Annotated in this window: 15 protein-coding genes and 2 riboswitches; of the genes, 3 read left to right on the top strand and 12 right to left on the bottom strand. The window is 62.9% G+C overall.

The features are described from left to right. Positions 1 to 3: 3 nt before the first annotated feature. The 7 genes from cobI to LUA85_RS18465 form a co-directional block, all read right to left on the bottom strand. Positions 4 to 741: a precorrin-2 C(20)-methyltransferase gene (gene cobI / locus LUA85_RS18495; protein ID WP_011444001.1), complete on the bottom strand. Its 738-nt coding sequence runs from the start codon at positions 739 to 741 to the stop codon at positions 4 to 6. Next, positions 738 to 1,367, bottom strand: coding sequence for a precorrin-8X methylmutase (locus LUA85_RS18490; RefSeq protein WP_011444002.1), 630 nt, complete (start codon positions 1,365 to 1,367; stop codon positions 738 to 740). Before LUA85_RS18490 ends, cobI begins: the two co-directional genes overlap by 4 nt. Next, on the bottom strand, positions 1,367 to 2,512 hold the full coding sequence (locus LUA85_RS18485) for a precorrin-3B synthase (RefSeq protein WP_011444003.1): 1,146 nt from the start codon (positions 2,510 to 2,512) through the stop codon (positions 1,367 to 1,369). Before LUA85_RS18485 ends, LUA85_RS18490 begins: the two co-directional genes overlap by 1 nt. Continuing rightward, positions 2,509 to 5,793 carry a cobaltochelatase subunit CobN gene (gene cobN, locus LUA85_RS18480; RefSeq protein WP_011444004.1) on the bottom strand — a complete coding sequence of 1,095 codons (3,285 nt, stop codon included), beginning with the start codon at positions 5,791 to 5,793 and terminating at the stop codon, positions 2,509 to 2,511. Before cobN ends, LUA85_RS18485 begins: the two co-directional genes overlap by 4 nt. Before the next feature lie 10 nt (positions 5,794 to 5,803). After that, positions 5,804 to 6,856 (bottom strand): cobalamin biosynthesis protein CobW, encoded by a 1,053-nt coding sequence (gene cobW, locus LUA85_RS18475; protein ID WP_011444005.1) that lies wholly within the window; start codon positions 6,854 to 6,856, stop codon positions 5,804 to 5,806. 181 nt (positions 6,857 to 7,037) lie between these two features. Beyond that, a riboswitch (cobalamin riboswitch) is annotated at positions 7,038 to 7,266 on the bottom strand. Positions 7,267 to 7,352: 86 nt separating this feature from the next. Continuing rightward, on the bottom strand, positions 7,353 to 8,399 hold the full coding sequence (locus LUA85_RS18470; RefSeq protein WP_083455652.1) for a HoxN/HupN/NixA family nickel/cobalt transporter: 1,047 nt from the start codon (positions 8,397 to 8,399) through the stop codon (positions 7,353 to 7,355). A gap of 81 nt (positions 8,400 to 8,480) precedes the next feature. Next, entirely contained in the window at positions 8,481 to 10,517 is a 2,037-nt protein-coding gene (locus tag LUA85_RS18465) for a TonB-dependent receptor (RefSeq protein WP_011444007.1), read from the bottom strand. 172 nt (positions 10,518 to 10,689) lie between these two features. Then, positions 10,690 to 10,924: riboswitch (cobalamin riboswitch) on the bottom strand. A 456-nt stretch (positions 10,925 to 11,380) separates the two neighbouring features. On the opposite strand from LUA85_RS18465, the gene LUA85_RS18460 reads away from it, so the two are divergent. Then, complete coding sequence (locus tag LUA85_RS18460; protein ID WP_084280719.1) at positions 11,381 to 11,743, top strand: hypothetical protein; 363 nt, start codon at positions 11,381 to 11,383, stop codon at positions 11,741 to 11,743. A gap of 7 nt (positions 11,744 to 11,750) precedes the next feature. Here the strand turns inward: LUA85_RS18460 and LUA85_RS18455 are convergent, their stop codons facing one another. The 4 genes from LUA85_RS18455 to LUA85_RS18440 all read right to left on the bottom strand — a co-directional run bounded on the left by LUA85_RS18455 (position 11,751) and on the right by LUA85_RS18440 (position 14,747). After that, entirely contained in the window at positions 11,751 to 12,344 is a 594-nt protein-coding gene (locus LUA85_RS18455) for a plasmid pRiA4b ORF-3 family protein (protein ID WP_231471965.1), read from the bottom strand. Continuing rightward, positions 12,341 to 13,930, bottom strand: coding sequence for an IS66 family transposase (locus LUA85_RS18450; RefSeq protein WP_231471964.1), 1,590 nt, complete (start codon positions 13,928 to 13,930; stop codon positions 12,341 to 12,343). Before LUA85_RS18450 ends, LUA85_RS18455 begins: the two co-directional genes overlap by 4 nt. Before the next feature lie 68 nt (positions 13,931 to 13,998). Then, on the bottom strand, positions 13,999 to 14,358 hold the full coding sequence (gene tnpB / locus LUA85_RS18445) for an IS66 family insertion sequence element accessory protein TnpB (RefSeq protein ID WP_371823734.1): 360 nt from the start codon (positions 14,356 to 14,358) through the stop codon (positions 13,999 to 14,001). Further along, on the bottom strand, positions 14,355 to 14,747 hold the full coding sequence (locus LUA85_RS18440; RefSeq protein WP_231471963.1) for a transposase: 393 nt from the start codon (positions 14,745 to 14,747) through the stop codon (positions 14,355 to 14,357). The genes tnpB and LUA85_RS18440 overlap by 4 nt, the downstream gene beginning before the upstream one ends. A 15-nt stretch (positions 14,748 to 14,762) precedes the next feature. Between LUA85_RS18440 and LUA85_RS18435 the strand changes: the two genes are divergently transcribed. Then, positions 14,763 to 15,821, top strand: coding sequence for a hypothetical protein (locus LUA85_RS18435; protein ID WP_231471962.1), 1,059 nt, complete (start codon positions 14,763 to 14,765; stop codon positions 15,819 to 15,821). A 304-nt stretch (positions 15,822 to 16,125) separates the two neighbouring features. Here the strand turns inward: LUA85_RS18435 and LUA85_RS18430 are convergent, their stop codons facing one another. Beyond that, positions 16,126 to 17,055, bottom strand: a complete 930-nt coding sequence (locus tag LUA85_RS18430) for an IS110 family transposase (RefSeq protein WP_231468374.1) — start codon at positions 17,053 to 17,055, stop codon at positions 16,126 to 16,128. Between the two features lie 253 nt (positions 17,056 to 17,308). Between LUA85_RS18430 and LUA85_RS18425 the strand changes: the two genes are divergently transcribed. Further along, positions 17,309 to 19,402, top strand: a complete 2,094-nt coding sequence (locus tag LUA85_RS18425) for a ParB/RepB/Spo0J family partition protein (protein ID WP_231471961.1) — start codon at positions 17,309 to 17,311, stop codon at positions 19,400 to 19,402. The last annotated feature ends 27 nt before the right edge of the window (positions 19,403 to 19,429 follow it).

Genomic DNA, 19,429 nt, shown 5'->3' with positions numbered 1-19,429 from the left:
CACTCATGGCCGGCGCCCCTGGCCGTGAATCAGCAGGATCGAGAAATAGGGCGTGACCGTTTCGGCCTCGATCAGCCGCGTGACCCGCTGACCTGGCATGGCGGCATGTTCGACCAGCCATGCCGCATCCTCGCGCCCGGCAGCGGCCACCGCGCGGCGCAGTTTGGGCAGGTTGCGCCCGATCTTCATCACCACCAGCGCATCTGTATCGCGGATGCGTCGCACCAGTTCATCCTCGGGCAGGGTCGCCATCGCGATGGTCAGCACATCGTCGCCCCAGGTGATCGGGATGCCGGTTGCGTTCCACGCCCCGGCCATGCCGGTGATACCCGGAACCACTGCCACCGGAACCGTGCCCGCCAGCCGGGTGTGCAAATGCATGAATGAACCGTAGAAAAACGGATCGCCCTCACACAGCACGACCACGTCTTCGCCTGCCTGCGCCAGCATGACCAATCGCTGCGTGCATTCGGCATAGAAAGCGGAAAGACAGTCGTTGTAGCGCGGGTCGGATAACGGAATCTCGGTCGTCACCGGATATTCCATCGGGATTTCGATCACGTCGGGGCGCAGCATTCCTTCGACAATCCGCCGCGCCTGTCCTGGTCGCCCGGCCTTGCGGAAATAGGCCACGTGGCGGGCGCCACGCACCAGCCGGTCAGAGCGAACGCTCAACAGATCGGGCGCACCCGGACCCAAACCCACGCCGTGGATCGTCCCGCAGGAAAGGGCCGCGCTCATTCGGTGCCGCTCGCCAAAGCGTTGATCGCAGCAACCGTGATCGCGCTGCCGCCCAGCCGCCCTTCAACGATGCAGCACGGCACCGGCGGCGCGGCCCATAACGCGGCCTTGGATTCGGCCGCGCCGACAAAGCCCACCGGACAGCCGATGACCGCCGCAGGGCGCGGGCAATCGGGATCTTCCAGCATATTCAGCAGATGGAACAGCGCGGTTGGCGCGTTGCCGATGGCCACCACCGCGCCTGCCAGATGCGGCCGCCACAGTTCCAGTGCGGCGGCAGAGCGGGTGTTACCCATTGCCCGCGCCATGTCGGGCACTTGCGGCGCATTCAGGGTGCAGATGATCTGATTATCAGCAGGCAGCCGCGCACGGGTGATCCCTTCGGACACCATCCGCGCATCGCACAGCACCGGCGCGCCAGCGGCCAGCGCCGCCCGCGCCGCACTGGCAAAGCCGGGTGAGAAGCGGATATGCGCGGCAAGGTCCACCATCCCGGCGGCGTGGATCATGCGCACCGCCACCGGTTCCTCATCAGCGAAAAAGGGCGCCAGATCGGCTTCGGCGCGGATCATGGCGAAAGACTGGCGATAGATGGCCGCGCCATCGGTTTCATAGATATGGGGCATCAAGCGGCTCCGAAATGGGCGAGAAGCTCGGCTGGGCTGAGCGCAGAGCGAACTGGCAACGCACCGGCGGGTGCGTTCAGGGAAAGATCGAACAGGCCATCGCGGCCGGTCAGCGTGACATCGGCGGCGCGCTGGCGGGCGCAGCCCTTGGCACAGCCCGAAACATGCAGCCGCCCGGCGACATGCGGTGCAAGGCGGCGGGCAAGATCGCGGGTTTCAACCGAGGCCTGCGGGCAGCAGGGCGCGCCGGGGCAAGCATCGACATGCAGCAGCGGGTCGGCAGGATTATCGATCAGCCCACCGGCGCAAACGGCAGGCGCGCCTTCCACCAGCAGCACACGCCACGGCGTGATCCGCACCGCTGCGGCGGGCGATGCTTCCACCATCCCGGCCAGTATCCGCGCCTCTATCCGGCCAAACGGCAAGCCATAGGCCCAACTCCCATCACGGAGGCCCAGATCATGAAGGCCCGGCACGATGCAAGCAGCCGACGGCGCGGGCAGAATGTCGCCACAGGCCCATTCGGGCAGGACCAGCCGGTGTCGCGCCATGCGCCCCGCTTTCGCGCCGCCGCTGGCCGCAAACCAGTGGGCGAGCGCGATCAGCGCGTCCACTTCCCTGCCAGCAGCAACCGCCATACCGGTGGCGCGGCCATCGGCGCGCAGGATCAGACCGCCATCGCCGCCGCGCTCAATGCGGAAATCGCCCGCCTCGCCACCCAGAATGCAGGTCTGACCGGCATCGATGGCAAAGCCCACTTTACCGAGCAGATCGGGCAACTCATCCAGCCGGGTCAGCAACGCGCCCGCAATGCGATGGCTGTCATCACCGACCCGCCAATCCGGCGCGACCAGAATGTTGCGCCGCTGTTCGATGACAGGGTCAGGGTCCACCAGATCCAGCACCAGCAACCGGTCGAGCAGCGCCTGCCAGCCAGTTTCAGGCACCCCGCGAAGCTGGAGATTGGCGCGGGCGGTCATGTCGATCAGGCCATTGCCGTGCACCACGGCGGCATCGCACAGGCCCAGCACTTGCGCCCGCGTCAGGCGGCCAAGCCGAGGCTTTACCCGCACCAGCAGCCCGTCGCCCGCCATCATCGGGTGCCAGGCATCGGGGCACCAGCCCTTCACCGCAAAACTGCTCATGCCCTGTCCTCAAGCCTTGGCAGGCTGGCGAGGATGGAATTGCGCCGGGTCTGCCACAGCCCGGCGGCATGGAGCGCGGCAAAGCGGGCTTCCATCGCCGCCAGCGCAGCCGGATTCTCGCGTTCAAGAAATGCGCGAACATCGGTCTGGCCCAGTGTCGCGTCGTGATAAAGGTCGAACAGATGCGGCGGTACGCTGCCTGAAAGGTGCGCAAAGGCACCCATATGGTCCAGCGTCGCGGCCAGTTCTGCCCCCCCGCGAAAGCCGTGCCGCATCATGCCCGCCACCCAGCCTGGGTGCGCCGCGCGGGCGCGGACCACGCGGGCGATCTCTTCGGTCAGGGTGCGCGCAACGGTGCGCCCCGGATCGCGATTGTCGAGGTGGTAGAGCGCCGCCGAACCACCGATCAGCGCCTTGGCAGCGGCAAAGCCCGCCTCGTGCGCGGCATAATCGGCGGCCAGCAGCAGATCGGTTTCGGGCAAGTCCTGAAGATGGACAAAGGCGTCCGCTCCTTCAACACGCTGGCGCAGGCCGGCAGGATCGGCAAAGGTTCCGATCGCATCGGAGGCTGCGTCAAACGCATGGTCCGATGCCGCCAGCCATGCCTCACCAGCAGCGCGCCGGGCCGCTTCAGTATAGACCTCGGCTGCATCGCCAAGACCCAGTCCATAGCTGCCGGGGGCCGGGCCATAGACGCGCGGTGCCGCAGCCTGCCCTGCAAACGGGTTCCAGTCCGCCGGTTCATCGCGCAAACACAGCGCGCGCACCGCTTGGCCAAACAGTATCGGCAGCGCAGGAAAGGCATCGCGGAACAGGCCGGAAATCCGCAACGTCACATCGATACGCGGCCGGTCCAGCAGCGCCAGCGGCAGGATTTCGATGCCTGTTACCCGTTCGGACGCGGTGTCCCACAGCGGCTTTGCGCCCAGCAGGTGCAGCGCCATGGCGAATTCCTCGCCCGCCGTGCGCATCGTGGCCGATCCCCACAGATCGACCACCAGCCCGCGCGGATAATCGCCGTGATCCTGCAGATGCCGCCGGATCAGCTCCTCTGCCAGTGTCACCCCTTGGGCATGGGCCGCGCGTGAAGGCACGGCGCGCGGGTCTATCGCATAAAGGTTTCGCCCGGTTGGCAGCACATCGCTGCGCCCGCGAAAGGGGGAGCCGGAGGGACCGGGCGGAACGCGGCGTCCGTCGAGTGCCGCCAGCAATCCGGCCCGCTCGGCTGCGCCCTGATCTCCCCGCCCGAACACATGCAGCCCGTCACCGAACTGGCTGTCCTTTACATCGCAAACGAAGCGGTCGATCCGGGTGATCGCCTCGACCAGCGTGGCCGCGTCATCAAGGCCCAGTTCCGCCTCAAGTCCCAGCACGCGCGCTTCGTCGCGGATGTTCACTTGCAGACGGTCGCGGCGGGCCGGGTCCAGCCCGCCAGCGTTGGAGAATTCATCCAGCAGCGCCTCGATCCGGGCCAGCCCCGCACCGCTTTGCGTTTGCACCAGTGGCGGGGGAACGTGCCCGATCGTAACCGCGCTGATCCGGCGCTTGGCCTGCGCCGCTTCGCCGGGATCGTTGACGATGAACGGATAGATCACCGGCATCGCGCCGGTCAGCGCCTCGGGCCAGCAAGCATCGGACAGCGCGACTGATTTGCCCGGCAGCCATTCCAGTGTGCCATGTGCGCCGATATGCACCAGCGCGTCCACGCTTCGCTGGCGCAGCCACAGGTAGAACGCCACATAGCCATGGCGCGGGCAGCGGGACAGGTCGTGATAGTCGCCGTCGCGATGGGCGCGTTCGCCGCGTTCGGGCTGCAAGGCTACCAGCGCGTTGCCGATGGGCAGCGCGGCAAAACGGAACGCGCCATCGGCGGCGGCAGCATCGGCTTCCGGCTCGCCCCATGCGGCGAAAAGTTCAGCGCGCAGGGTATCGGGCAGTGCTGCCAAAGCCTTGCGGTACTCTGCCATCGGCCAGTGCTGATGTGTGCATTGAAGGAGCGCTGCCAGTCCGGCCTGCGCGTCAGTGGCATATCCCGCCTCGGCCAGATCGGCCAGGATCGCCTCGGCAGAAGCCAGCGCATCCAGCCCCACGGCGTGGGCCATCTGGTATGTCTTGCCGGGATAAGTAGACAGGACCAGCGCAACCCGCCGTTCTGCAACCGGCGTTTGGGCAAGTGCGATCCAGCCCGCCACCCGCGCGGTGATCGCCCCAACCCGGCCTGCATCGGCGCGATGGATGGTGCGGGCAAAGCCAAGCGCGGGATCGCGCGTCCCCGCCTCCTTGAAGCTGGCGACGCCTGCAAACACCCGCCCGTCAATTTCGGGCAAGACCACGTGCATGGCAAGGTCTGCCGGGGAAAGCCCGCGCGAAGCCGCTGCCCATCCCGCGCGCCCGGACGTGGCCAGCGCCAGCTGAAACACGGGAACGCCCGCGCCATCAAGCGGGGTGGCGCCGTCATCGCCCCGCGCGGAAAAAGCGGTAGCGTTGATGATCGCTGCCGGGCCAAGCCCGCGCACCCAGCGGTCCACCTGTTCGCGCACCTGCGGGGCTTTCAGCGAGGGGACGAAGATCGACAATGCATCGAAACCGCGCTGCTCGAACGCGGTATGCAGGGCGGCAAACGGGTCCAGATCGTGGGCGGTCAGGTAAGAACGATAGAACACGATCAGGACCAGCGGCCTTGCGGGATCGCGCGCAAAGGCTTCAAGATCGATCACGCCCCGGCCGGGATGCCAGCCTCCCGCCATCAGCAGCGGATCGAATGTCCGGGCGGGGGCATCAATCAGCCCCGCCAGCTGCGACAGCGCGGCAAGCGCCGCCTGCGCCGCCCTTGCACCGCCAGCATCGCACCACTGCGCAAGTTCGCGCAACGCGGTCACCGGCACGGTCGAGGCCGCATCCAGCCGCGCATCCTCAAAGCCGTCGCCGGGCAGCACGGCCAGCACGATCCCGCGCGACCGGGCCAGCGCCTCGACCTGTTGCAGCCCGTAGCTCCAATAGGGCGTGCCGCCGATCAGCCGGATCAGGATCGCCTTTGCGCCCGACAGCGTCCGCTCGGCATACGTGTCGACCGACAGCGGATGCATCAGCGCCGCCAGATTGGCGAGCCGCAGCGAAGGAAATGTCGCATCGTCTGCACGGGCCTGATGCCATGCCGCCGCGAACGCCCCCAGATCGCTGTCCGAAAAGGACAGGACCACAAGATCCGCGGGCTCTTGCCCCAGATCCTGCGGGACGGCGGTTTCCTCCATCCCGTGCGTTTCGCGGAAAATGACGTGCATGGCCCGCGCCTTACGCCAGCAGCACCGCGCGAATGGCATCGGCGTCGACGTGATCGTGCTCGGCAATGGCGACCAGCGTGGTGCGGCGCGGCTCGTCAGGGCGCCACGGGCGATCGTACTGGTGCCGCACCCGCGCGCCCACCGCCTGCACCAGCAGCCGCATCGGCTTTCCCGCAACGGCGGCATAGCCCTTTACGCGCAGGATATGGTGATCGCGGGCCAGCGTCTCGATCCGCGCGACCAGCGCCGCCGGATCGGCGATCTCGCCCCATTCGATAACGGTGCTGTCAAAGTCGTCGTGTTCGTGATCATCCTCACCATCATGGTGCGATGGGCGCGCGGCGATGTCGTCCTCGGCTGCGGCATCAAGCCCCAGGATCACACGCGGATCGACCACGCCTTCGGTCAGTTCTATCACCGGAACCGGGCGACTAAGCTCTGCCGCAATGATCGCGCGCGCGGCGGCTACGCCTTGGGGTCCGGCCAGATCGACCTTGGTCAGCAGGATCATGTCGGCGCAGGCCAGCTGATCCTCGAACACTTCCGACAGCGGCGTCTCGTGATCGATGCTCGGATCGGCGGCGCGCTGGGCGTCAAGCGCTGCCACATCGGGCGCGAACCGGCCTGCCGCGACCGCTTCGGCATCGGCCAGCGCCAGCACGCCGTCCACGGTGATCCGGCTGCGGATCGCAGGCCAGTCGAACGCCTTGAGCAGCGGCTTTGGCAACGCCAGACCCGATGTCTCGATCAGGATGTGATCGGGGCGCGGATCAAGCGCCAGCAGCTTTTCCACCGTCGGGATGAAATCGTCCGCCACGGTGCAGCAGATGCAGCCATTGGCCAGCTCTACGATGTTTTCCGCCGGGCAATCAGGAATGGCGCAGGACTGCAGAATCTCGCCATCCACACCCAGAGAACCGAATTCGTTGACCACCACGGCCAGCCTGCGGCCACCGGCATTGTGGATCAGGTGGCTGATGAGCGTGGTTTTCCCCGCGCCCAGAAAGCCCGTGATGATGGTGACCGGCACCTTGGACAGGGACGCCTTGGACAGGTCTGGCATAGTAACTTCCCCGCGCGCCAGAGCGAGACACGGCGGGGCTTGCCGGACAAGTCCGGTCGGCGCGCGACGACGGGCGGGCGCGACAAAGCACCCGTAACCACGCAACCCGTGCAGCCCCAGCCACACAGCTTCGTCGCTCAGACGGAGAGTTACCGTGCCGTGACCATCCCCTGGATCAGGCAAGAGCGACCGGTGCGCCGGCAGGTCTCCTGGCTCGCGGGTCACAGCTTGATGCACGCCTTCCCAGACTTGGCGCTTGCGCGCTGCCCAGTGGCTGCTCCTGAATTCAGGAGCATGTGCATCGCGCTATCCGCTTACAGTTGCAGGGACAGCCACGGATTTGGGAGCACGCTCCCGCACCGCATTCCCGATTAAGCCCCTTGCGGGGCACCGGCGCGATCATTGAAGGGCGGGTTACCCCGATCCTTCACCGCGCGCTCTAGACGAAAATGCCAGCCAAGCCAATTGATGATGTTGCTTCACGCAACGTGGACGGTCAGGCACCGACCGAAACCTCGATTTCATCGAACCGCTTCCATCGATAGATCGCGTAACTCGCCAGCCAGCAGAACACGAAAAGACCGATGATGGCGAAGCCCAGACCATTGAAATTTTCACCCAGTTCAATGGCGATCCGCCATGGCGCACCCGTAAGGGCCAGCTTGTCGCCAATCAGGGCCAGCGTTTCGATTCCACCAATGACAATCGCCACGATGGCCGAGATCAGGGTGATGGTGATGTTGTAGTAGAGCTTGCGGATCGGCTTCACGAAGGCCCATTCATAAGCGCCCAGCATCACCACGCCGTCCGCCGTATCGATGAGGGCCATACCGACCGCGAACAGGGCGGGCAGGACCAGGATTGTCCCGATCGACAGGCCATCGGCGGCCTGGCTGGCCGACATGCCCAGAATGGCAACTTCGGTTGCTGTATCGAACCCAAGCCCGAACAGAAACCCCAGCGGGGCCATATGCCAGCTTTTGTTCACGAGGCGGAACATCGGCCTGAACAGTCTGGAAAGCAGACCGCGCCCACCCAATAGCAGATCAAGATCGTCCTCGGCATAGCTGCCGCCTGCACGAACATGGGCAAAAGTCCGCCAGACAGAGCGCAGGATGACCAGGTTCATGCCGGCGATCGTGAACAGGAAAAGCGCGGAAATCACGGTTGCAATCACGCCACCGATTTCCTTGAAGGCGCCGAACTGCGACAGCGCGCTGGCCGTCACCGCAATGATGATCGATGCTATGGCAATGATTCCGGAATGCCCGATCGCGAACCAGAATCCGACCGAAACCGGGCGCTGCCCGTCCTGCATCAGCTTGCGGGTCACATTGTCAATCGCCGCAATATGATCGGCATCAACCGCGTGACGCAGGCCCAGCCCCCAGGCAAGCACAGCGGTGCCGAGCATTAACGGCTGTGCATGAAACAGGCTGAATGCCCAGACCCAGACCCCAATGTTGGCGGCGATCAATCCGGCAAACAAGGCACCAATTCGTCGGCGCAGAGACAGGGATGGCAGTGACTTCGTGAGGTGCATGATTGGCTCGGCGATTGAGGAATATACAAACGAAGGATGGCGCCGCAGACGTGCTGCAGCGCCGCCCATCAAGGGATTTCGCTAGAAATTGACCTTTGCGCCAATCCTCACAGTTCGAGGCTCGACCACGCGGCTCAACCGGCCTTCCACCGGAGCACCTGCATCGAAGGCGGGGATGTAGGACTCGTAATAATAGGCGATGTCCTTGTCCCGGCTGTCGAAGATGTTCAGCACTTCTCCAAATATCTCGACCTTCTTGCCCTTCCACGCGGCCCGGGCATTCATGACGGTGCTGCCTCGATCCCGGACACTGTTGTCCTCGACAAGCGGAGAAGGTCCAAGGTGGCGCACCCGAATGCTGGCTTCCCAGGGATCAAGAATGATGGCGGCACCGGCTGAAGCCGCGTTCTCAAATGCATTGGGGATGTGATCGCCATTGTCGAAGCGCGCATGGCTGGCGGTATAGTTTCCATCAAGCGCAAGCCAAGGGAACGGCCGCCAGAAGGCGACGATTTCATAGCCATGACGCCCACTGGCACCCGACGGTTCAACAGCATTGGAATCGCCAATGAAACGAAGTTCGCTGCCGACATGCAGCCACCAGTAAGTCGCGGTTAACGTGACCCCGGAGAATTGAATGCGTCCTCCCAGTTCCTTGCCGATGCCGCGAACCAGAACGGGAACAGGCGTGTCCCTGTTGACCGCACCCCGAACATCGTTGGAATGGAATCCACGGCCCCAGTTGGCGTAGAGTTCAAGATGCGGCGTAACCTGATAGGCGATTGACGCCTTGGGAGAGAGAATCGACGCTGAGCCACTGCCTTCGCCCAGCGACGCCGCAACAGAATCTCGTGCACGCACGGAATAGTGATAATAGTCCCCGCGAAGACCACCTGTCACACGCAGTCCCGCCAAGGGTTTCCAAGCGACTTCGCCGTAGAGCGCGGAAGACAATTCCCCGACCCGAAAGTGCCCGAGAGATTCAAGAAATGCGCGGGCAGCCGTTCGATCGACACCAACATTCCCGACGGCGTCGTATCTGTTTTCGGTGCCAAGGCTCACAGCCAGACTGTCAGCGATTTCCCAATGTTTTTGTGCGGACAGCCCGAGGACCCAACGCCGGTCGAACTGCTTGATCTGCGCGCTTGTGCCATCCGGATCGGTGTAAGTGGGGTTCGAGAACATCGACCAGTCGTAAAACTGGGCATAGACATTGGCGCGCCATGTCGGTTGCTTGACCGCGATGTTAGCCACCAGGCGCGTCGTCTCACCCCGCGCGGAAGGATCTGGAGAGCAGAACACATCCGCACACAACGCCGTGCCGATAATGCGCTCGGGGATTTGCTCGGTTGGGTGCCATGTCGCCCGGTAGGCATGGAGAGATGCCTCCAATGTGCCCGCACCGGTCGGCATGCTATATTTCGCGAACCCCGAGTAATGGCGCAGACGTTCAGGTTCCTGCCACGGTCCGTCATAGGCCTTGGCCTGGGCGACAAGCGTGAGGTCTCCGCCGCCCAGGTCGTGCAATGTTCCACCCGCAGCGACGCGGCGCCAACCATATGAACCAGTCTCGGCCGATGCCCATGGCCGGTCATAACCCTTGATGGTCGTCATATAGGCTGCTCCCGCCAGAGCGAAATCACCGCCATCGGCGCGGTAGGGCCCTTTACGAAAATCCTCCCGGCCCACGATCTCCGGAATGAGGCCGTTGAGGTCGAGATAGCCATGACCATGTCCGTGGGTACGAAAGTTCATCTGCACATCATCGATATAGGTACTGAAGTCAGACCCATGGTCGAGGTTGAAACCGCGCAGGAAATACTGGTTGGCTTTGCCGCTCCCAGAATGCTGGGCTGCAACCAGCCCGGGCACCGCTTCCAGCAGTTCGGCCACGCGGAGAAGAGGCCGCACGAGGAGATCGGCCCCTCCGACGCTTCCTTCGCTCGCTGATTTGGCAGTGCCGATCATGGCCTCACCGCGACCGAAAACCACAATGTCGTTACCCGCCACGACTGCATCCGCGCTTGTTTGCGATGCCTTTTCAGAGGTTTCGGCAAATGCCGGTTTTCCGATACAGATCAGCGCAAGGGCGCTGCTGGTAGTAATGGTCTTGATCACTAAATAGTCCCCCGGCGTCTTGCGACGTGGCCGGGGCAAACCCGCGCGAACGGGCGACACGCGCGGCGGCCGGACGCCATGGGCGGCCGACGCACGTCTCCGATGCGGCCCCAGCCGCTCGTTCGTCGCTCAGACGGAGTTCACCGTGCCGCAGCCATCCTCTGGACCAAGGCAAGAGCGACCAGACGCCGGCAGGTCTCCTGGCTCACGGGTCACAGCTTGATGCACGCCTTCCCAGACCTCGCATGATTTAGCGTCCGGCCCAGTGGCTGCCCCTTCCAAGAGGAGCGATGTACATCGCGCTATCCGCTTACAGTTGCAGAGACAGCCGCGGATTTGGAAGCAAGCTTCCGCACCGCATTCCCGATTAAGCCCCTTTCGGGGGCACCGGCGCGATCAATGAAAGGCGGACTAGTCTGCCCGTCGATACCTCACCTAACTGAAGTGATCGGAAAAGCCAATAACGCTTGGAGCAGGGATTGAATCAACGATTACTGCATCCCGCGCCACCATTGCCATTGGCACGGCCAGAGCGCACCAACCGCGCGCACTCGATTTGAATGGCGGGTTTTCACTGAACCTATCGTTGGCCATCGGACTCCTGTACGACCGGAAGTGGTCGCCTGCTGCCCCTGCAATCGCCGCCTACAAGGTGGCAAATGCAGCCCTATATTCGGTCATTCCGAGGTCATTTCAATCGCATCAAAACCCGCTGGTCAGTGGATTGCCGTCTAAGAATTTGATGGCAGGCACTGACCAGATTGTTGCCTAGCCCCTTTTGCTCTGCTGATCTCGATTGCCGATGTTCGCTAAATGTTCCAGAATGGTTGCGTCTGATTCCCTCGCAAAAGGCCCTTACGGCTGTGACAAAGCTTTACCTCGATTTCGACAGCTTCTTCGCATCGGCCGAGCAACATTTTAATCCAGTCCTGCGTGGGAAGCCGGTTGGTGTAGTACCGCTAGATGTCCGGCACACTGGTTGCATTGCAATCAGCCGCGAAGCGAAGCGGGCGGGGGTCCCCTCTGGTGCTTCGGTAAGCGAAGCCAGAGCGATCGTGCCAGAGATGATTTTCATCGTAGCACGGCCTGATGCGTACGTTCGGCTCCATCACCGTATCCTCGCTGTAATCGAGGGCTGCCTGCCGATCGAAAAAGAGCGCTCGATCGACGAACTGGTATGCAACTTGGTTGCATCAGAAGTAAGCGCCGACGGAAGGCGGCGTTGACGTAAGTCTATTTGGCCTTCCGCGGGCGCGGCGCCCATTTCTTTGCCAGCGCTGCTAAGCGGTTATGGATCATGTCGATGTCGGGCTGAGCATCGGTATCATGGTCGTCCCCCAGGGCTTCCAACGCCTCTTCATGGTATTCATGTGTCGGATCGGCCAGGGCTTCCAGCTTCTCGGCATAGCCCCAAGGTCCGCCTGAGTCCTCTGGCGGTCGCATGCCGGTGGCTGCGAGCAGGCGAGGATAGCTGCCTTGGGGCTCGGCCGGAGCGATGCCCTGGATTTTGACGCTGTGCTCCCAGGCATCACCGAAGTCGTATAGGTATCGGAAGGACTTGCCCCGCATTCCCTCTAGAGCCTGACCCAGGGTCGCCTTGCGGGCATCGAGCGGACCGCCAAAGCCATATTCGGGATCCGGGATGCCGAAGCCGGTACGGCCGAAGGTCAACTCCCACAGATGACTGTCCGTCCACGCCAATGCCGCCTGGAAGACGCTGTGAAGACGGTCAAGCCTGATACCCAGCGGCACTTCGATCATGCGGCTGACGGCCGGGGTCACGTCGTCCAGGGTGATTGTCATCCGCACGATGAAGGCGTTGCTCAAGCAGCATACTCCAGGTTCTGGACCTCTCTCGCCGCCTGCCAGTGCCATTGCAGCAATTCGTCGATCCGGTTGATCGGGTGGTTGCCGATACGCGCGATAACGTCGGTAAACCAAGCTTCGGGTTCCACGCCGTTCAGGCGGCATGTTTCGACAAGCGAGTAAAACAGGGCCGAAGCATCTCCGCCCTTGGTCGAACCGACGAACATCCAGTTGCGCCGACCAAGTGCAATGCCGCGCAAGGCATTCTCGACCAGGTTGTTGCTGATCTCGAGCAGGCCATCGTCGCAATAGCGGATCATCGCCGCCCACCGGTTGAGCGGATAACGGCAAGCCTTCGCCAATGCGCTGTCCGAAGACAGCCCGCGCATCTGTGCTTCGAGCCAGGGCCGTAAGGCAGCCAGTTGCGGTGCGGCCAGCTGCTTGCGGACCCGCCGTCGTGCATCAGGTGGTGCGCCCTTGATGTCGCGCTCGATCGCGAACAGCTCGCCTATCCTCACGACGGCCTCGGCCGCGACCGGCGACGGGTTCTTTTCCAGAATGTCGGTAAACTTGCGCCGCGCATGTGCCCAGCAACCCACCTCGGTCACGTTGCGTGGGGCCTTCGTCTTCGGGTCGCGATACAGCGCGTTGTAGCCGGCATAGCCATCCGCTTGGAGATATCCCTGATACCCGGCGAGATGGGCTGCGGGATGCTCGCCGCCGCGGCCGGTGGTGAAGCGGAACGCCACAGCAGGCGGGCTCATGTCACCACTCGAACGACCATCGCGCAGATACACCCAGAAGTAGGCTGTGTGGCTGCCGTTCTCACCCATGAGCAATGTAACCGGGGTCTCGTCACCATGGATCTTGGGAGCCTGGAGGACGTAGGCGAGCAAGCGTTCTGCGAGCGGGGCCATCAACCAAGCCAGCTTGCGGGACCAACGCCCCATTACATCGCGATCAATGTCCACGCCCTGGCGCCGCAAGATCACCGACTGGCGGTGCCAGGGTTGATGATCCACGAAGCGGCTGACGACCAGATGCGCAAGCAGCGCGCTGCTCGCCATGACCTTGGGCAACGGCAGATCGATGGCGGGAGTCTGTCGGATCGTCTCGCAGGCCCGGTAGGCGATACGAGGACGAACATGGCGCAGGACGCGGAAGCGGGCCGGCACATAATCCAGAACTTCGGTGACGTCTTCGCAGATGACAGTTTCCATGCCACCGCAGCCACAGGGCTCTGGGCGATGTTCCGTCGTCAGGCGCGGGACGTGCGCCGGGATCGGCATCCGGGCTCCAGCCTTGCGTGCCGATTTCAGCTTTGACGCTGCGGCTACGTCGTCATTGGCCGGCTCCGGGGCCTCGACCTCGTCGAACATCAGGCGCAGTTGCGCGATATCCATCTTTTCGGAGCTGCGACCGAACTGGACGCGCAGCAGTCGGGCAAGGCGATGCTCCAGCTTTTCGATCGTCAGGCTTTGGGTCTTGACGGTATGCTTTGCCGCCTTCAGCTCGGTCCGCTCTACCTTCATGGCTTCGGCCATCTCCCGCAGCATTTTCTGCAGGAGAACCGGGTCTGTGGGAAGGCGATCAAGGTCGAACCGCATGCCCGGAACTATAGCGAAAATGCCTTCCCGATCCTACCTAAAACCGCAGTTTTCCGTGACTTTTTCGCTCATGCAAGTGTCGGGACGGGCACCTCGTCGTGAATGATCGCCTGCCTCCAATCGAGGCCTTCAATCAACATCGCCAACTGCGCGCCCGACAGCCGAGCTGCCGCTCCATCCTGGGTTCGCGGCCACACGAACTTTCCACGCTCGAGACGTTTCGCGTACAGGCAAAGCCCCGACCCGTCCCAGACCAGCGCCTTCAACCTGTCACCTCTTTTCCCGCGGAACAGGAATACTGCACCAGAGAATGGATCAAGCTGCAGGATATTACGAACCTGGGCCGACAGCCCGTCGAAGCCTTTGCGCATGTCGCACGGTGCCAGCGACAGATAGATCTTGGCCGACGGCGGCAAGGTCAGGCTCACCGTTCAAGCTCCCCGACAATCTCGAGAACCAGTCGCAGCGCCTGTGGGTCAACCAGCCTGTCCACCGAGACCGTGAAGCCGTCGCCTCGCCGGATGTCGATCCGGCCAGCTTCAGGCGGTTTGCCTGCCGGCTCGGGCTTCACCAGTTCAACTGGAACAAAACCCGCCATCGCCCCGCGCAGCAATTGCTTGCGCCATGTGTAGAGCTGGCCTGTTCCGATCCCATGCCGCCGCGCCACCGCCGCAACTATGACGCCGGGCTGCGTCGTCTCCTTCAGGATCGCGAGCTTCTCCTCGTCGCTCCAATGCCGCCGCCGCTCGACACGTACGACCGCTCCTCCATCCCGACGAGCGCCCATACGAGGCTCGTTTGACTGCTCGATATCCACTCGCAAGGCCTCCATTTGCCCCGCGAAATCTACGCCATCCCAATCCTGCGCAAGGCCGGGTTCCGGCGGCGCTTACCATCAGAAGCCGAGCAAGGCAGAGAGCTTGCCCACCGCATAAAGGCTGCCCTGCTAAATGCTTTTGGACCAACCCTCACCTGTTCAATCGGGATCGGGCCGTCCGAACTGCTCGCAAAAATCGGGGCAGAAATGCACAAGCCCGATGGACTGGTTATTCTGCGTGAGTCCGAATTGCCTGACTCTATCGCTCACCTTAAGCTTTCGGACATTCCAGGTATCTCTAAGGGCATGAGCGCGCGTCTGGAAAAGGCGGGTATCACCGACGTGCCGGCGCTTTGGAAGTTGGGCGCCAAGGAGGCGCGTGGTCTGTGGGGCAGCATCGAGGGTGAGCGGTTTTGGAATGCGCTTCATGGCTTGCCCTATGAGCGGCCGGTAAGCGAGAAACGCATGTTTGGCCACAGCCGGATGCTGTCCTTCGACTGGCGCACGCCCGAGCGGGTCCACGATTGCGCGCGCCAACTGTCGCTTAGTGCGGTGCGCCGGTTGCGCCGCACCAAGTTAAAGGCAACGCAACTAACCCTGAGTGTGCGGGGTGGTGGCTCCCGCACTGATACCGCGCGTCGCTCGGATCACCAGCGCTGGAGCACCGAGATGCAGTTTGAAGCGATGCGTGACGATGCGTCTACGCTAGAACAGCTTGCGGCAGCCATTGCCCACTATCGGCGCGAGGTTCGCTTCAAGCCTCGTTCGGTCACCGTGCTGCTGCATGGTTTGGTTGACGCAGCGCCAGCGCAAGCGGACCTGTTTAGCCAGCCCGGCTTGAACGACCAGCGCGCAGCGATTCTTGTGCGCCAGGAAAAGCGGGAAAGGCTGAGCGGCGCAATGGACGCCATCCGTGCAAAACATGGCCCTGCATCGGCATCGTGGGGCGTCTGTGATGAAATACCCGGCGGTTTTGTCGGCAGCAAGATCGCGTTCGGGCGCATCCCTGATCTGGGGGATTTCAACGAAGCGCCAAGCAAGGATGAGGCGACGCATTTTTGCGTGGTGGCTTAAGCTGGGTTTTTGACTGCGCGCTTGGCTTTACTCTTTGAGCGGTTCTTTCCAGAGCCCAACATTCATATTGCCAGATATGAACAGCCTGATCTGGTCGGCAGCCGGATGCGGTCTGCTCGCGTTGCGAATGGTGGCGATCCCAGAATCGCAGCCTCCAACTGTTGCGGCATTTTGAACTCTGACGAGCCGCGCGCTCCAAATCCGAAGCATGCCCCGCTTTCCATTCGCAGGGCGACAACGACTAGCCCTTAGGCCTGCGTGGAACGCAGATCAGAAGGGGAGCGACTATCTGACAGGTCAAGTGTCACTGACCAATTTCAGCTCTTGTTTCGCGTGCTTTTGCGTTGAGTCGGACGAGCAGTTTTCGGGCGAGGGCGATGCGGACGACCATTTTGGGTTTACCTTGGTCGAGCAGGCGTTGGCGGAACTCTGCCATGGCCGGATCGAATTTTCGCACGATGTCGGCGACGAGGAAGAGGATCGAGCGGACAGAGCTTCTTCCACCACGGATAGATCGGGCACCGGATCGTTTGCCGCTGTCGTTCGCGATGGGCGCAAGGCCTGCAAGTTTGGCGATGGCCTTGTTCGACAGGGTTCCGATTTCGGGCAGTTCGGCCAGCAGGGTGGCAACGGTGCGATCTGCCACGCCCTTGACCGAGCGCAGTGTGCGATCAAGCGCGGTCCAGACGGGATCGTGTTCGATCAGGCCTGCGATTTCACGGGCCAGCGCTTTGGCTTGGGTATTGAAGAAGGCGATAGTCTCTTTCAAGCTGGCAAGGGCAAGCGGATCGCGGGTAGAATGAAGCCGCTGCTTCTGCACTGTGAGGTCGCCTGTCACTTGCCGCAACCGGGCAGAAAGCGCGCTAAGCCTTTGTTGTTCGTCGCAAGGTGGCGGCGTTGGCCGTAGCCGCCGTGCCGCAGCAAAGCAGGCGATGACCTCTGCATCGATACGGTCGGTCTTCTCCAGCCGCCCCATCGCCTCGGCAAAATGCCGTACCGCTCTGGGATTGGTCAGGGCACAGGGCATGCCTGCGCGCCACAGCGCCAGGAATGCGTCCTGTTCGAGCCCGCCACTGGATTCCATCACCACCAGTCCCGCGCCATGGCGACCGGCCCAGTCCGCCAACGCAGCAATTCCCGCCTCATCATTGGCGAACCGGCGATAGCCGCCGGCCTCGATCCAGCCATCAAGCCAGGCCTTGCTAACATCCACTCCACAAATCGTTTCGATCACGGTAACCTGCCTTGTCCGTACGGTTGAGACACCTGCCGACTATTCGGTCGTGCGTGACAAGCGGTGCTGGTCCCAGGCTCCCTTACGGTTACTGCCTGAGGGGTGACGGGCGACAGCACCGCAGCGCCGGGGTGGGTGGCCACCCACCCCGGCGATCAGCCGATTACATCGCAATCAACCAACAACGTCCAGATACAAGGGGGAGGGGATGTGTGCCCGGGTGATTGCCGGGTGCACATCAGGAGTGACGACCATGCTTATTCCCTTTTCCCGACTCTATCTGAGCGATGCCAATGTGCGCAAAACGCGCAGCGAAGAAGACGATATCCAGCTTTCCGCCGACATCGAAGCGCGCGGCCTTTTGCAGAACCTGCTGGTCACCAAGAGCAAGAAGCGCGGCAAGTTTGCCGTGATCGCCGGTGGTCGCCGCCTGCGGGCCATCGAGATGATCGTCACGCGCGGTGCCTGGCCCCCTGATACCGAGATCGAATGCAAGCTGCTCGAAGGCAGCGAAGAGGAAGCAGGCGAGGCCTCGCTTGCCGAGAACTTCCAGCGCGTCGGGATGTCGCCCGCTGAAGAATGCCGCGCCTTTCAGCACTTCATCAAGGAAGGCAGCGATGTTGCCGCGGTCGCCAAACGCTTTGGCCTCACCCAGCGCTTTGTGGAAGGCCGTCTGCGGCTTGCAAACCTCGCCGAGCCGATCTTCGAAGCACTTGCCAAGGGCGATGTAACCCTCGACATCGCGAAAGCCTATGCTGCTACCGATCAGCACGAGGTGCAGCTGCGGGTCTTTGAGCAGACGCGCTATGCCTATAACCCAAGCGCCGATGCCATCCGGCGTATGGTGGCGAGCGGTTCCATGCGCGGCAATGACCCAATCGCGCTGCTGATCGGCGAAGATGCCTATGTGGCCGCCGGCGGCAAGATCGAGCGCGACCTCTTCAGCGAAGCGGCAGATGATCGCTGGATCGACATCGAGATCGCCCACAGGCTTGCGGCGGAGAAAATGGAAGCCGAAGCCCAGCGTATCACTGCCGAGACGGGCCTTGCCTGGATCAGCCCGGTGGCGTCGACCAATTCATGGCAGGCGCGCAGCGAAATGGGCGTCAATGCGGTTCGCCTCCCGCCCGCGCCGCTCTCCGAAGAAGCACGTGCCCGAATTGACGCGATCGATGCCCGAATGGAAGAAATCAGCGAGATCATCGACGAAGGCAATGAAGGCGACGAGACCGATTTTGGGCAGCTCGAAGCCGAGTATGAAGATCTCGATGCTGAGCGCAGCGACCTCAATAACCCGGTGCGCGAACTGCCCGAAGAATGGCGCAGTGAGGCCGGACGGTTTCTGGTTCTCACCACCCGCGGCGAGATGGTGCTCGAGGCCGATTATTACAGCGAAAAGCGCCTGTCGTTCGAGACCGATGAGAATGGCAAGGTGACAGCGACGGCCGAAGAGCCGGTGCCAGGTTCTACCAAGAAAGGCAGCGCTGCGCCTTCCAGGCCCGAGGCAGTTGCGCCGGGCACGGAAAAGCCGATCAGCGCCCGCCTGTTCGACGAGCTTGCCGTGCAGCGCCGCAATATCCTCTCGGCATCCCTCCTCACCGATGCGGGCCTCGCGCTCGACTTCGCCATCTTCGCGCTGGCCGACAGCCGCAGCTATGAAAGCCGGGGAACCTCGATCAAGGGCGGACGACCCAGCGATCCGGCGACCGGAGAACTTTCGCAGTCCACAGCCGAAGGGATTCTCGCCGAGGCTGAAAACGCGCTCGACACGGCATGGCAGGAACATGGCTGTGCAGCCCAACGCTTCATTGCCTTCCGCGAACTTGCCGACGAAGCCAAGGCGGCGTGGCTCGCCTATGCGGTAGCCATCTCGCTCGAAGCCAAGAAGGGCTATGGTTCGGAATACCATCCGATCCATGCTGTCATCGGCAGCATGCTCGACATCGACGTTGCAGCGATGTGGCGGCCGACAGCCGAGAATTTCTTCGACCGGGTGAGCAAGACCTCGTGTCTTGCGGCACTGACCGAAGTCGGCGGCAGCGATCTTGCGGCGCGTTATGCCGCATCGAAGAAGGCTGACCTTGCCAAGACCTGCGAGACGATCTTCGCCGGCAAGGCGATCATTGAACAGGACGTCAAGGAAGCAGCGCTGGCCTGGCTCCCCGAAGGTATGAAGTTCACGATCGCTGCCAATCCCGCTGATCCGGTCATCCCGGACACCGACGAAAGCGACCCTGTCGCCGACGTCTGCGATGGCGATGACGGTGAAGCCGACAGCGAGGCCGACGAGCTCATCAATGACCATCAACCTGAAGTCGCCTGTGAAGAAGCGGCGGTAGCCGCCTGAGGCGGCAAATCACCCCTCCTGATGACC

Origin of the sequence: Novosphingobium sp. CECT 9465 (assembly GCF_920987055.1) — a bacterium.
Taxonomy (GTDB): Bacteria; Pseudomonadota; Alphaproteobacteria; order Sphingomonadales; family Sphingomonadaceae; genus Novosphingobium.
The sequence above is the reverse complement of the archived record's forward strand: the minus strand, read 5'-3'. Positions and strand labels throughout refer to the sequence as shown.

Excerpts from the sequence above, each read along its gene's own strand:
- LUA85_RS18425 (WP_231471961.1), top strand. The coding sequence starts at position 17,309 with ATGCTTATTCCCTTTTCCCGACTCTATCTGAGCGATGCCAATGTGCGC.
- cobN (WP_011444004.1), bottom strand. The coding sequence starts at position 5,793 with ATGCACGTCATTTTCCGCGAAACGCACGGGATGGAGGAAACCGCCGTC.
- LUA85_RS18450 (WP_231471964.1), bottom strand. The coding sequence starts at position 13,930 with ATGCGGTTCGACCTTGATCGCCTTCCCACAGACCCGGTTCTCCTGCAG.
- LUA85_RS18490 (WP_011444002.1), bottom strand. The coding sequence starts at position 1,367 with ATGCCCCATATCTATGAAACCGATGGCGCGGCCATCTATCGCCAGTCT.
- cobW (WP_011444005.1), bottom strand. The coding sequence starts at position 6,856 with ATGCCAGACCTGTCCAAGGCGTCCCTGTCCAAGGTGCCGGTCACCATC.
- cobI (WP_011444001.1), bottom strand. The coding sequence starts at position 741 with ATGAGCGCGGCCCTTTCCTGCGGGACGATCCACGGCGTGGGTTTGGGT.
- LUA85_RS18470 (WP_083455652.1), bottom strand. The coding sequence starts at position 8,399 with ATGCACCTCACGAAGTCACTGCCATCCCTGTCTCTGCGCCGACGAATT.
- LUA85_RS18485 (WP_011444003.1), bottom strand. The coding sequence starts at position 2,512 with ATGAGCAGTTTTGCGGTGAAGGGCTGGTGCCCCGATGCCTGGCACCCG.